9 protein-coding genes are annotated in these 15,248 nt (G+C 42.4%); 2 read left to right on the top strand and 7 right to left on the bottom strand.

The window, feature by feature from the left end:
- Positions 1 to 40: 40 nt before the first annotated feature.
- The 7 genes from LC454_RS16075 to LC454_RS16045 form a co-directional block, all read right to left on the bottom strand.
- On the bottom strand, positions 41 to 2,176 hold the full coding sequence (locus LC454_RS16075) for a glycoside hydrolase family 31 protein (RefSeq protein ID WP_223583493.1): 2,136 nt from the start codon (positions 2,174 to 2,176) through the stop codon (positions 41 to 43).
- A 5-nt stretch (positions 2,177 to 2,181) separates the two neighbouring features.
- Complete coding sequence (locus LC454_RS16070; protein WP_223583492.1) at positions 2,182 to 3,318, bottom strand: glycoside hydrolase family 105 protein; 1,137 nt, start codon at positions 3,316 to 3,318, stop codon at positions 2,182 to 2,184.
- Positions 3,319 to 3,439: 121 nt separating this feature from the next.
- Positions 3,440 to 4,609, bottom strand: coding sequence for an NRAMP family divalent metal transporter (locus LC454_RS16065; protein WP_223583491.1), 1,170 nt, complete (start codon positions 4,607 to 4,609; stop codon positions 3,440 to 3,442).
- A complete protein-coding gene (locus tag LC454_RS16060; protein WP_223583490.1) occupies positions 4,606 to 5,364 on the bottom strand; it encodes a LamB/YcsF family protein in 759 nt (252 codons plus the stop codon). Before LC454_RS16060 ends, LC454_RS16065 begins: the two co-directional genes overlap by 4 nt.
- The gene (locus LC454_RS16055; RefSeq protein WP_223583489.1) at positions 5,357 to 6,313 is read right to left on the bottom strand and encodes a biotin-dependent carboxyltransferase family protein; all 957 of its coding nucleotides are present in this window, start codon (positions 6,311 to 6,313) and stop codon (positions 5,357 to 5,359) included. The genes LC454_RS16060 and LC454_RS16055 overlap by 8 nt, the downstream gene beginning before the upstream one ends.
- Positions 6,303 to 7,028: a 5-oxoprolinase subunit PxpB gene (gene pxpB / locus LC454_RS16050; RefSeq protein WP_223583488.1), complete on the bottom strand. Its 726-nt coding sequence runs from the start codon at positions 7,026 to 7,028 to the stop codon at positions 6,303 to 6,305. Before pxpB ends, LC454_RS16055 begins: the two co-directional genes overlap by 11 nt.
- A gap of 347 nt (positions 7,029 to 7,375) precedes the next feature.
- A complete protein-coding gene (locus tag LC454_RS16045; protein WP_223583487.1) occupies positions 7,376 to 10,606 on the bottom strand; it encodes a TonB-dependent receptor in 3,231 nt (1,076 codons plus the stop codon).
- Between the two features lie 470 nt (positions 10,607 to 11,076).
- On the opposite strand from LC454_RS16045, the gene LC454_RS16040 reads away from it, so the two are divergent.
- Entirely contained in the window at positions 11,077 to 11,553 is a 477-nt protein-coding gene (locus tag LC454_RS16040) for a hypothetical protein (RefSeq protein WP_223583486.1), read from the top strand.
- A gap of 569 nt (positions 11,554 to 12,122) precedes the next feature.
- Complete coding sequence (locus LC454_RS16035; RefSeq protein ID WP_223583485.1) at positions 12,123 to 15,248, top strand: SusC/RagA family TonB-linked outer membrane protein; 3,126 nt, start codon at positions 12,123 to 12,125, stop codon at positions 15,246 to 15,248.

Here is a 15,248-nt window from a genome sequence, read left to right as displayed (position 1 = left end):
TTAATCTCAAAAAGCACTTTTTTAGATCATCAGAGATAGGCTATTTTGTCATAAATTCAAATTGAACCTTCCCAAATGTATTTGGTTTTCCCGCTTGCGGTCCAGATATTTCTCCACTCAAGCTCCCTTTTTCATCTTTTTTGACCAACACCCGACGCCAGACATAACTTCCTTTTTCGTAATCAAAGCTTACACCGTCATCGTCATATAGCTGATAGTTCCCTTCCTTCTCCCCATAATGACGGATGGTCAAATCAACTTTTTCATTGGGGAGCGGCGTGTGTAAACGACTGGCCATCATGGGTATAATACCACCATCTTTGATGTAGACCGGTATGCGGTCCATACCTGGATCTGCTACGATCTCTTCTCCATTGCCCACATATTTCCCCGTATAGAAATCATACCAGTTGCCTTTGGGCAACAGCACTTTTCGGGACGACTCTCCAGCGAATAGCGGCGCAACCAGTATATATTCACCACACATATACTGATCCTTTACTTCCCTATTCACGGCTTCCAGGTAAGGATTTGTTTCCAGATCCTGATTGCCCGCCACAGCTTTGGCCTGTCCTTGGAAACCTTCTTCCAATATCATCGCCCTAAAAGGAGGTGTGCCATCAAAATGATACTTCGCAAATTCGGAATATAAATACGGCATCAACTCCATTCTCAATTGTGCATAATATTTTACCTGTTCAGCGACTTCGGGAAAAGACCAGGGCTTTGTCCCACTGGACCAGGCATTGATCATCGCCATTGGCGAAAAGACAACAGACTGAAAACGACGTAGCCATTCCTGTCCTGTTTTCGATCCCCGTACCTCCGGCGTCCATAGTACACCGCAAAATCCACTATTGACCAGTGCAGTAATAAAATCTTGATGACTGTAATAGTCATTGTAGATGACATAAGGCAAATTATTGGCTCCGGCATTGGATGCACGCACCAATCCATACGTGCGTTTATTCTGACTTCTGTATAAACTATCGGTCAGTTTCTGCGCAAGTACACCATAGGTTTGCCGCATCTGGATACCACCGATACCCGATGGAAATTTGGCCATATCGGGCCAAAGATAATAATCGTAACCGTCTACCTCATCCATTTTATAACCGCTGACGCCAATGTTGAGCTGGGCATCCATAAATTGTTTAGCGAGGATTTTTTTAGCTTCGGGATGGTTCAAATCAGGCACTGTCCCATTCCAGACGGTATGAGAACCTGTATAAGGTTCGATAGCCTTACTAATACCAGCTTCTGGTGAGATATAAGGATTTGTCCAAAGATTTAGACGGATTCCCTTCGTGGCCAATTTCTTAATCAAAGCAGCTGGATCCGGAAAACGCCCTTTGTCCCATTCAAAGGTACATGGATAAGCGCGCGACTGCCATCCTGGCTCGAGACCAATGAAATCAAGCGGAAAACCATGTTCCTCAAACTGGGCGGCTTCATTGAGTACCTCTTCGGCCGTATAGAGTTTTTGTACCCGCTGTGTAAATCCCAGCCCCCATCGTGGCGGCAATGTACCACCACCACAGAATAGATTATACCGTTTGATTGCATCCAAGGCATTGATACCTGCAAAGACATAAATTTCCACGCCTGCAGCTGGGATATAAATCTCTACCGCATCTGAATAAGGACGCGAGTTCCAGCTTTTATCGGTATTACGATCCTTGGCTTCTGCCGGCTCCTTAGCATCTTTACGAACACCCGTACCCACGTAATAGGTCAGATACTGCGCAGAATTAACAAGCACCCCATAGCCTTTGGAGGATACATAAAAAGGAACTGGGGCATGCGTACGGCCATTATCTTTGCCACCATAGTGGTCGACATGCAGATTAAGTATCTTACCACGTTGGTGAACAGTTTGGAAATTCAGGCCTAAACCATAGATCTGCTCATTTTTTGTCAACGGCATCCGCACATAGGTTTTCCCGTCAATCAGTTCCGCATGAACTTCCATTTTCGGAAATGGAAAATCAGTTGATTGCAGCTGTTCAAGTGTTGCAGTGCGCGGTTTACTATCTGCAGCACCCAGCAACGTGTATTTCTCAGGCTGACCAAACGTACCTTTCCATACACCGGGATACTGTTCTTTCCATTGAATAGGTTGCGCTTTTGCCTGCGCACAGAGCAACAGCATAAGGATCATCAAGATTCTCTCCATAGCATTTATTTTTTTAACAGGGCATTTACACACCAGAGTATCGGTGCCTGCCCATGCATGTCACCCGTCTTTTGTTTTCGGTCCAGATAATATTGATAATCATTTTTTCTATTCGTTCCTTCGCAAACATTAGAGATATCCCCTTGTTCGTTGATATAGCCAACGAGAGCTAACCAAGCTTTGCGTGCAATAGACGAATATTCTTTGGCATCAAGCCAGCCATTTCTCACACCTGTAATCAGGGCATAGGTAAACATGGCTGACCCCGAAGTTTCGACCCAGGATTCCGGTTTATCAATCAGTTGGCCCCAAAGCCCATCCTCCCGTTGATACTTTTTGAGGCTGGCCATCATTTTATTGTAAGAGGCTAATATCGCAGGTCTATTGGGATTATCGGTAGGTAAAGAAGACAGCAGTTCACTCATCCCTGCCGCCATCCAGCCATTCCCCCTTCCCCAAAAGAAGGGCGCATCCGGGGCATGATAGAACAGTCCATTCTCCTTTTGGATGGTATCGAGATAGACCAGCATTTCATGGGCAGCCCGATCGATGTATTTACGTTCCCCAGTCACCTGAAATGCCTTGGACTGCACCATGGTAATCATATACATGTCGTCTATCCAGTAACGTGTCTGCCAGGTGAGTCCCTTATCCAGAAACTTTTGGTAGGCATCTTTCACGGTTTGGGGCGAATCAATGGGGATGCTCCATTGGGCATCGGCAAAGTGCATTCCCATCTCGCGAAAAGTCTTGTTTTTTGTCTGCTGATAAAGTTCAAGGGGGACGGTTCCAAATACAGCAAAATCCACATGCCAAGGTCGTGGCACCAAATGTTTCTCCGTATCAAAAAGAGGCATAAAGCGCTGGGTAAGTTGCTCAAGTAGTGCCTTGTCATGGCTGATGTCGGCAAACTTCAATGCACCGTACCAGGTACAGACTTCGGGATAGGTAATAGATCTCGGGGGTGCTGGTGGTTTAAAGCTGTTATGTGGACTTTCGACAAAACGCTGTGCGACCAAACGGCCAACGGTTATGGGATTAGCCTTTTCGGGCCAGGTTTTCAAATCTATGCTTTGTGCCTGACCATATAGTGCCAAGGACACAGCAATACCCGAGAGTATTGACCTCACAATAGTTATCATTAGCTGGGTTTATATTTAGTTATTAGACCAAATATCGCTAAGTAACTACTTTTTTGAGGGGTAATTTTCGACCTTTTAGGTGGAAATATTGACACTCGTGGTCTTGTGACGCCGAAAAGAATTACAAATCCATTAGCACGTGTAGACTCATATACGCCATTAACACAACGATTGTCGCACCCACCAATGTCAGCAGAACCGGCTGTTTATAGACGCCCACAATAGCAGGTTTGTAAGCTGCTATCAGCATCACCGTTAGTGAGATCGGCAATATAACACCATTCACAGCACCAGCGATAATCAATAGATGGACAGGCTTACCAACAAAAACAAATATTAGGGTAGAAATCAATATAAAGGCAATGATAATCCAATTTTCATTTTTAGCAATCCGTGTACTGAATGTTTTTATAAATGAAACAGAAGTATAAGCTGATCCGATAATGGAGGTAATCGAAGCCGCGAACATCACCAGACCAAACAGGCGATAACCAAAATTGCCTGCCGCAAGGTGGAAAACTGATGCTGTAGGATTACTATCGTCAATCGACAAACCCTGACTTAGTATCCCTAATGATGCTAAAAATAGACAGACCCTGACCAACGAGGCAACAGATATCCCCATGACAGCGCTTCTATTGACTGTCGGCAAGGCATCGAATCCCTTTACTCCCGCATCAATCAAGCGATGACCACCTGCAAAAGTAATATACCCACCGACGGTGCCCCCTACCAATGTTATGATCGAAACAAAGTCGATCTTTGCCGGAGCCACTGTATGCAGTACAGCCTCACCCAATGGCGGCGAAGATATCAATGTGATATAGATAAATGCCAATATCATAATTGCCCCCATCAGCTGTGTAAAACGATCCATGGCTTTGCCGATCTGCTTGTTTACAAAAACAGCAATGGCAATGAATGCCGAGATACATGCCCCAGTCATGACATTTACACCAAAGAGTGCCTCCAACCCCAATCCTGCTCCGGCGACATTGCCAATATTGAATGCTAGACCACCGAGGATAATCAGTAGCGAGATAAACCCACCCAATCCCGGCAACAGTTTGTTCGCGATATCCTGCGCCCTCATTTCGGAGACGGCGATCACACGCCAGATATTTAACTGCACACCGATATCAATCAGGATGGATACCAGAATCACGAATCCAAAGCTGGCGCCCAGTGATTTTGTAAAAACCGTCGTTTGCGTCAGGAAGCCCGGACCGATTGCCGATGTCGCCATCAGTAATGCCGCACCAATAAGCGCTGAAGTATTTCTTTGTTTCATCGGATCAGTATATCGTGGTCTTTTAACGTTTGGTTGATTGTCTTGGCAAATTGTACGGCTTCTGGGCTATCACCATGCAGGCAGATGGTATCGGCCTGGATGTCCACTGCAGTACCTTGCAGGGAAGTCACTTTCCCCGTCCTAATCATACCTACGACCTGTTCTACTACCTGCTCAGGATCATGAATAAGCGCATTTTTATCCGATCTTGCTGTCAATGTGCCATCCTGTTGGTAAGTGCGGTCGGCAAAGACCTCGCTATATACCTTCAACCCTTTGTTCCGACCGGCGTTAATCAATTCGCTGCCCGAAAGACCATATAGGATGAGATTTGGATCGATCGCGTAGACGGCCGCTGCGATGGCATCGGCCAATTCAGGTTTGCGCGCCGCCATATTATAGAGGGCTCCATGTGGTTTCACATGTTGTAATATTGTCTGTTGTACCTTGGCACATGCTGCAAGTGCACCAATCTGATAGACGACCAGTTCGTAAACTTCCTGAGCTGTAGTCTGAACCTCCCGTCTTCCAAAACCTACCAGATCCTGAAAACCGGGATGGGCGCCTATTTTGACATTATATTTTAGGGCCAGCTGAATAGTTTTCATCATTGTCGAAGGATCTCCGGCGTGAAAACCACAGGCAATATTGACAGCGGAAACATAGGGCATTATCGCCTCATCATGGCCCATTGTCCAAGCGCCAAAACTCTCGCCCATATCGCAATTTAAATCTATAGTCAGTTGCTTATTCATATTTCAATGCGATTGCTCTTTTCAATTTAATTAATTGTATTTGCCGCTGTTTCAATAAATTTTGGGCTTCATCCAGGTTGATCCGTTCAAAACGGATGTTCTCCTCGGGTCCCTTTTGCGCCAGGAGCGGAAGGTCTACTGTAGCCACCTGGCCAATGACGGGATAACCGCCTGTGGTTGGATGGTCGGCCATTAAGATAATTGCATTGCCATCAGGAGGTACCTGTATACTACCGAAGGTGACGGCCGTTGACAACAACTCCTTTTTTTCTTTTAGCTGTAATGGTTTGGATTGTAGACGGTATCCCATGCGATCCGAGTTTTTGCTAATGGTAAACACATCCGCAAAGAAGCTTTTCAGTGCGTCGCTTTCAAACTGATCCCGCTGTGGGCCGTCCATCACTCGGATGACTCCAGTGGAAAGGTCGGGATAGAGCGCAGGGTCAATGCTCCAAAAGAATTGGGCTTCTCCACTCTCATAGGGATAGTTGAAAGCAATCCTATCCTGTTCTTTGAGCGGCCGACCTTGCCAGCCACCTATTTGCCCTTTGCTATAAGTCGATCTGCTGCCCAGTATTTCGGGGATATCAAGTCCACCGCGAAAACAGATATAAGCCCGACAGCCCGAATTTGGTCGCCCGAAGGAAAGCAGTGAACCAGCCTCAATCAAGACAGGTTTCCACATTGGTAAGGGCTGACCATCAACCTTGGGCGACAGATCTGCCCCTGTCACAGCGATAAGCTGTGCCTGTTCGAAATAAATGGTAGGACCAATGATAGTACATTCTATTGCGGCTTCGTTGTCTGCATTTCCCAGTATACTGTTGCCCAGAAGTAACGCATAGCTATCCATCGCCCCACTAACTGCCATACCGTAACGCTGTAGACCATAGCGTCCCAAGTCCTGTATCGTAGTCAACATGCCCGCCTTGATAATCTTAATGCCCATAGGATTCTGTTTTTAGTTTTACAAACTCATTATAAGTTATAGGCACAAAACACACAAGATCCCCTACTTCAAGCAAGGAGGGTTTTTCACGTTTGAGGTCAAACAGTTGCAACGGCGTATGTCCAATGATCTGCCAGCCTCCAGGTGTCGCGATCGGATACACTCCAGTCTGTTGTCCTGCAATCCCCACCGCTCCAGCCTCAATCTTCAAGCGGGGTACTTCTTTTCGTGCTGTTGCGATCCGGCTGTCCATGCCACCTAAATAGGGAAATCCAGGAACAAAACCGATCATATATACCCGGTATTCCGGAGCACTGTGGATATGAATAACTTCTTCTTCCGTCAACCCATTATATTGGGCTACATAAGCGAGGTCATCCCCATTGTAATAGACGGGGATTTCCTTTTTTACACCCTTATATTTCGGATCATCCGATATATCTTGTATGATTGTTTGAAATGCAGTCAATAGTTCCTGATAGGTAATCGTCAGTGGATCATAGTATATCGTGATCGTAGTGTAGGCCGGAACATATTCGATTATGCCTGGCTGCGACCAGTTTTCGATACAGGCCACGACCTTACGGACCTGTGTATTGACAGCTTCGGAAAGCGAATCACCAAAAGAAAGGACAATCGCCTGATCTCCCATGGGATAATGCCGGATGGAATCTGGCAAGGCTATACCTAAAGACTGGTCGTGGGGACTTCCCATAATTTGTATGTTATAATCTATACAAAGATTATAAATACCAGACGATAATCAAACAACAGAATTTAAAAATCAGTTTACGAAAAACTCAAGATTTGCCCCAAACCCCGACTAGTTTTTGGCACATAGTATTCAACAATAACACGATTGCTCCCGATTAACAATCCCTCTTTGTGTAATATATTTCAGAGAAAGCCGATCTTTTTTCCAATGATCGGATTGGTCAATAATCTGGTAGTTCAGAGGCCTAAATCGTACTATATCTGTACTTAGAAAATACAGATATATCAAAACAATAAAAAAGACCGTCCTAAAATTTAGGACGGTCTTTTTAAGATATGTTCTTCAAATTAATTAAAGATATAACGAATACCTAATTGCATTTGATATCTCGAATCTATACCTGTATTGTTTCTGAATGTCTTCTCCTTAAGATTTTGACTAACAGTATACGTAGGTTTATTGTCAGTTACACCCTGATATTGCATAAAGTTGGTAATATTAGGTGTTTTGGTAACACCCCATTTGCTACTTAATAAGTTACCAACATTGATAATATCAAAGGAAACTTGCAATCTGTGATTATCTTTTGTTTTCAACACCTTAGATAATTCTTGCATGATCCGAATGTCAAAACGATTCATCCAAGGGTACTCCGCACCATTTCTTTCTGCATATTGCCCTCTTCTAGTGCTCAAATATTTGTCTTGGCTAATATAGGCATCAAGTCTTGCCCATTGTGCATCTGCCGTTTCAGCTTTAGTTTTATCCTTAACCTCCTTGATATCAACTAAAGCAATATCTGCGCGATCTTTAGGCACATACATTAAAACATTTGAAAAGCGCCCACTTCCATTTAGTATATCACCGCTTACCGTGTAGTTAAATCTTGTTCCACCAAAAACATCTCCATATGGTCTACCTTCATAGACTAAACCAATTCTAGTAGGTAATTGCGGAGTGATATTGAAATTCACGTTTACTGCTGCAATGATACGATTTCTGACAACAAAACTTGAATAAGCTAGAACCGGAGAATTTGGATTACTTACCATCGCATTACCAGTGTATGCAGAATTCGCTTGAGATCCAGGATTTGAAGTGATATCTTTTGCACTACTATGGGTATAGGCAATCATTGCATCTCCATATTTACCAAAACGTTTCTCCAATTGTGCTGTAATGCTATATGCATTTCCCTTGGAAGTATTATCTAATACAATAGCACGTGTAATAGATGGATTGATTTGTCTGGCATTATCTGTCGCCAACCAATATGCTCGTGTATCACCGGTGCCAGTAAATCTTCCTTTTGGATCTGTTAGGTTCGCATCCCGATGATACACTTCATTAATAGATTTGGTGTAAATCCCTTCTAAAGTAGCCTTCATATCCCATGGCAAGCTATACTCAACAGCTAAATTCGAACGCCAGATTTGTGGCATTTTAAAATCTCTCGAAGTCACATCGATTTCATAGGTTGCCGGATCCTGACGATCTGCGGGTAAATATGCAGTGGGATCTGGATTAAATGGCCTATTAATTTTACTAGTTTCAAATATAGAGCCAAATGTCATACCTGTCTGACCAGCTTGATTTGTTAACCATACGCCTGGTACACCACCTGTGAATATACCCGTTCCCCCGCGTAATACAAATGACCGATCTTGTCTAATATCCCAATCAAATCCAGCTCTTGGTGATACCAATACTCTCGCTTTCGGTAAACGGGATACATCTAATTTTTCATCATTAGCAAAGGTCATTCCAAGCACTTTTTCGTTGGTTACAAGATCCGTGGTATACACTGGAATATCTGCTCTGATACCATAACTTAATTTAAAGTTTGATTTCACAAACCACTCATCTTGTGCATACAAGGCGATAGGCATCATGCTAAAATCAGCTGATGGTCTTTCGTTACCCGGTACAACAGAATATGTTAATTGATATTGTGTAGGCTGTATTGTTTTATCGCCTTTAGCCGCAGCGATAAAATCGTCCATATTTTTGTAACGGAACTGACCGCTTATAAACTGCGCAAACGAATTCCTGAATTTTTGATAGTTCAATGATCCACCAAATGTAAGGGTATGTGCCCCAGCAAAAATATTAAAGTTATCCGTGATACTAAATAAATTTTGATCCAGTTTATTTAATCCTGAAAATGGTTCCTGTCCAAATGAAATATAGTTTGCACCACTACCATTTTCTATATCCACAGTAGGAAATGCAGTTCCTAGTGGATCTCTAAAATCTCTAAATGCCGAATAAACAACTTGGATCTGATTCGCGTATTTACTGTTAAATGTGGAGTTTAACTCCGCAGTAATGGAATTGATATTATTGTTTTGACGATAGCGTAGGTTTGAGAAAATCATAGATGTGGTACTAGGACCTCTACCACTTCGGCTATTAGATCCACTTGGGTTAATATCTCTATAAGAATCTAAATGATTATAACGGAGTGTAAACTTATGTTTTTCGCTAATATTCCAGTCAATTTTTGCAGTAATATTATTTGCTTTTTGATCATTATTAAATCCTTCGTAAACTCCCGGATCATAACCAAATTGATCCATTAAAGTTTGCTTGACTAAATCCAAGTCTGAAGCCTTTACTCCAGATTCATTTGCTGCTCCTGTACCTCGATTTGCAAGGATATTAGAACCTGGAGTTGTACGTTTTGTTGTTTCACCATTCAGGAAGAAGAATAACTTATTCTTAATGATGGGCCCACCTACACTAAAACCCAATTGGTTGTTTTTATAACTCTCCGTTTTTGGTAATTTTTCACCATCAACTTTATAGCCTTGTAAATCTTGATTCTTAAAATACCAGTAGGCCGATCCGGTCACTGTATTGGTACCTGATTTTGTAATCGCATTGACACCTGCTCCTGTAAATCCGCCTTGTTTCACATCATAAGGGGAAAGGTTGATCTGAATAGACTCGATCGCATCTAACGAAAATGGTTGCGCATTTGTTTGACCTCCTGGTAAAGCAGACAAACCGAATGCATTATTCATTTGTGCTCCGTCCAAGGTCAAAGAGTTGAACAAACTATTTCTACCAGCAAACGAAAAACCGTCACCTTGCGAGTTTGCCTGTGGATTTAATTTTGTCAAATCCGTAATACTTCTGGAAATAGCAGGCATTTCCTCAATTTTCTTTCTACTTACAATAGTAGACACCCCAGTTTTTGTAGCACCTCTACGGGCAGTAACAGTTACTTCCTCTAAAGTAGTACTCTTATCTGCAAATACAGGATTCAATACAAAAGGTTGTCCTAACTGTAAATAAACATCATTATAAATAATTGGGTCTTGTCCAACATACGTCACTTCAATCGTGTAAGGTCCCCCAACACGCATATTTGCCAAGTTAAATCTTCCAGCAGCATTTGCCGATCCAGTATAAACTGTTCCCGATGGCACGTGCGTTGCCTTGATAGTAGCTCCCGAAGTTAGACTGCCGTTTGCTTCTTTTACAATACCTGTAACGCTACTTGTCGTAACCTGAGCTTGTACAGCACCATAACTGGCCATTACAAGAGCGAAAAAGAGTAAAGATCTTTTCATATAATGTGATTTGTTAAAAAATGTTAAGCAAAATTACTAAGAGATTTCAAATAACAAAGGACTTAATATAAACTTAACATACTATAGCACATCTACTTCCTTTCATCTATTCGAAAATCCGTACTTTCGCACATAATTTTTTAATAAAAAAAACGTTATAACACCTTTTAAACCACCATTCCCAGAGAACGGAGCCTATATAAAATAGTTTTCCACAGTCAATTGCTCCGATTTATTTGTAACAACATTCTTCCATTCTTAACTTGAACTTTTTAAAAAAAATTCATTAACTTTCTTTCAACCGAGAATTTTATTAATCAACTCGTTTTTTTGTAGTAATTGCGCTACTGTGCCTTGTATTTATTAAAAACTATAAACTATTGTCCCTGCGAACTGGTTTCTTTAAAAATCTGCTTTTAAAAACGGATAACTTTTTAGAAATTCGCACACCTTTATAATTCACTTTTTTCATGGAAGTCGGTATTCAAAATTCTTCTTTTCAGGAACCCGCAGACATTAAGTTGTCTCCAGCAGGGCTTTCTTTCTTAGCTTCAGCAGCTAAATGGGCTATTTTTTTGGCTATTCTCTGTTTTATACTTATTGGGTTATCGGTCATAACCATGATTAGCCTGATGTTCGGGGCAAGTGCACTATCTTTAGATCAAGGTGAATATATTTCTTCCAGCACAATATCTACCTTTGGTGTACTTTACCTGCTGATGATGGCTTTCTCCTGTCTCCCGATCTATTTCCTCTATAATTTTGGTTCCAAAGCAAAAAAAGCTGTCGAAAACCGCGATAGCATCCAGCTTGAACTCTGCCTGGAGTCCCTAAAAAAACATTATAAGTTTATCGGAATAATAGCCATCATCACCATCGGCTTTAATTTCTTGGGACTTGTCGTGGGGGTTATATTAGGTATCTCCGACGGAATCGCTGGCGTGTAAACCTATCTATTCGAAAAACACACTCCCTATTATCCAAGGCTGACAACGGAATGGTTCAGCTATTCCGTTGTCTATCGATTTCCTCTTCTTCCCCCCTATTTTACACCAATCCTAACAATACGATTCGAGAAACAAATGATTTCGAAGTATTTTGGGGTAATATTTTTCATTTAATTTAATTTTTCTCAAACAATATCTTGCTTAAATCGTTATAGCAATAATGAAAGGAAAAAATAAGATCAACAGTTCTTATACTTTCAGTTTGAAAATAACCAATTTGTATAATCTAAAACCTAACCTTTATGCAAAAAAACAGTGTATTGATTTAATTATTGTAGCCTGTTTTAGCTCATTAGGAAACTGGCTAAAACAGACAGTAAAGGCTGTACCGAAAACCTGAATAAGAAGAAATAACCAAATTATTTAAACAAACTTAAACCACTTTTATTTTTAGGGCAACTCCTGTATTGGGGGCTCCTTGTCTATAAAAAGGAAGAATCGATGAGCGCATTATGCGTACTCTTCCCAAAAGTAAATAAACCAATTAATTCACCTAATTACCTAACACTATGCAAAAACGAAAAGAAAAACTATTTCTTTTCCTATTGCTCTTTACCTTACCTATGCTGTCTTTTGCTCAAAAGCAACTTACTGGTATTGTGAAAGATGCATCAAATGGAGAAAAAATCGAAAGCGTTACCATTCTCAAGAACAGGGTTCCGGTGACGAAGTCCAATGCGAATGGAGAGTTTCAACTGTCCGGTATTGTGGGCGACAGCCTAGTCTTTAAGTTTGTCGGAAAGAAAGATGAAACTCGCGTTATCGGCCCACAGAATATTCTTGAAGTATTAATGTATGATGATGGAAAGAGTCTTGATGAAGTTACCGTCGTCGCCTTCGGAACACAGAAAAAAGCTACAGTAGTCGGTGCCATTACCACCGTAAAAGCCTCGGAGTTAAAAATTCCTGCAACCAACCTCACCAGCGCTTTTGCAGGGCGCATACCCGGCGTGATTTCCTTTCAGAACTCAGGCGAACCGGGCGCCGATAATGCCCAATTCTTCGTCCGTGGGGTAACAACTTTTGGCTATCAGGCTTCCCCCCTGATCCTGATTGACGGTTTTGAATCAACCACAGACAATCTCGCCCGGATGCAGCCCGATGATATCGAAAGCTTTTCGATATTAAAAGACGCCTCGGCAACCGTACTCTATGGTGCCCGCGGCGCCAACGGTATTATCATGGTCACCACCAAAGCTGGAAGAGAAGGCCCTGTGGGACTGAATGCCCGCGTAGATGTTAATACCGCATCGCCGACCCGAATGATCAAAATGGTCGATGGTATTGATTACATGAAACTCTATAATGAGGCACGCATGACCAGAGATCCTATTCTTGGTCCTTATTATTCCCAGCAGAAAATACAGTCAACTATAGATAATGAAAATCCCATGATCTTCCCTAATATTGACTGGTACAATACTCTACTCAAGAACTATACAGTCAATACAAAAGCCAATGTCAATCTCAGCGGTGGTGGACAAGTGGCCACATACTATGTATCAGGTGGTTTTGATAAAGAGTCCGGTTTGCTGAAAGTGGATGACCGAAATAATTTCAATAACAACATCAATATCAACCGTTTTTTTATCCGTTCAAATGTCATCTTTAAGCTGACAAAAACAACCACATTAGACACCCGGATCCAGGGACGGTTTGAACGTTATAATGGGCCTTTCAGATCGGCAAGCGATATCTTCCGGATGGTCATGAACAGTAATCCCGTTGATTTTCCGGCAGTATTTTCCCCTGATGCCAAAAACGAATTTACGCAACACACTTTATTTGGAAATACCTTTGTAACAGGATCTCTAAAAAACAATCCCTATGCGGAGATGGTGCGGGGTTATGAAGACCGCAATGAAAATACCATCACAGCGCAGGCTACACTGATGCAAGACTTAGCTTTTTTGACACCAGGTTTGAAACTCCAAGGTCGGGCATCGGTAACAACTTGGAGCAAATATGCCGGTACCAGGAGCTATGATCCCTTTTATTACGACCTGGAGAATTACAACCAGATTACTGGCGAGTACAGTCTTTATGCGCTCAACCCAACAACAGGTCGAGCTACACTAGGCGACGTAGAGCCGAAAAGAGATGCTAGCTCCAATTATTATTTCGAGGCTCGTTTTAACTGGAACCGTAGTTTTGGCAATCACAATTTAGGTGCCATGACCGTGGGTATGATCGAGGAAAAATTGCTGACATCCGGAAATAGCAATTCCATTTACGAAACCTTACCCGAACGCAATATGGGAAACTCGGGACGTCTGACCTATGATTTCGACAATAAATACTTTGCTGAATTTGCTTATGGCCTAAATGGTTCGGAAAAATTCATGGGTCAAAAACGTTTCGGTTTCTTCCCATCTTTGGGCGGAGGTTGGATGGTCTCGAGCGAACGCTTCTTTGAACCACTTAAATCTGTCGTCAGCACATTAAAACTACGTGGTACCTGGGGACGTGTCGGAAACGACGCCATTGCCGAGCGGAGAGACCGCTTCTTTTACCTATCGGATATTTCAAGAGGTAATGATGCCATGTATCGTTGGGGAACCGATTTTATGAATGCTTATAATGGATTTAATGTAAACCGCTACGCTAATCCAGATATCACCTGGGAAGAGTCCGAAAAATGGAATGTTGGTATAGAAGCCAATTTCTTTAATGAGTCACTCAAATTGCAGGGAGACTTTTTTAAAGATGTACGGAGCAAAATCTACATGCGACGGGAAAACTTCCCTGCATCTGCTGGTTTGGAGGCTGCCATCAGTGGTAATGTAGGTAAAGTCAGTTCGCAGGGATTTGATGGCTCGCTTACCTATCAAAAATTCTTCGGATCGGATCTCTGGCTTTCGGCTCGGGCCAATTTCACCTATGCAACCAACAAATATCTTGCACTGGACGAGAAAAATTATGCAGATACCTATCTAAAGAAACTTGGACACAATTTGAGACAAGAATGGGGACTGCTTGCCGAGCGATTATTTGTCGATCAGTATGAAATAGATAATTCACCCAGACAGGATTTCGGTGAATACATGGCGGGTGATATCAAATACAAAGATATCAATGGTGATGGCATTATCAATGATAACGACAGGATCCCGATGGGTTACCCTACCGTACCAGAGATCCAATATGGTTTTGGTATGTCTGCAGGTTATAAAGCTTTTGATTTTTCCTTCTTCTTTCAAGGGAACAAAAATGTCTCTTTCTTTATTAACTCCACCGCTGAATCCAACCCAAACACCGGATCTTATGGAATAGCTCCCTTCGCTTTCCGCAGAAATGCATTGGCTATTATCGCCGACGACTATTGGAGCGAAACTAACCCAAATACCCATGCCTTCTGGCCTCGTCTGTCTACAGATCCCATTAATAATAATACACAGCAATCCTCCTGGTGGCTGAGGGATGGTTCCTTTATCCGGTTAAAATCCCTTGAAATCGGTTATAGCCCGCGAAATTTAGAACGCTTTGGCTTTGGCAAGGGAAGCCGGATCTATATCAGTGGCGAAAACCTGGCCGTATTCAGCCCATTCAAACTCTGGGATCCAGAATCGGGACGAAATGGACTCGGCTACCCCCCAAACCGACGGTTTAATGTTGGTATTCAATTATCATTTTAA

It is taken from the genome of Sphingobacterium sp. GVS05A (assembly GCF_019969845.1).
Lineage (GTDB): Bacteria > Bacteroidota > Bacteroidia > Sphingobacteriales > Sphingobacteriaceae > Sphingobacterium.
The sequence above is the reverse complement of the archived record's forward strand: the minus strand, read 5'-3'. Positions and strand labels throughout refer to the sequence as shown.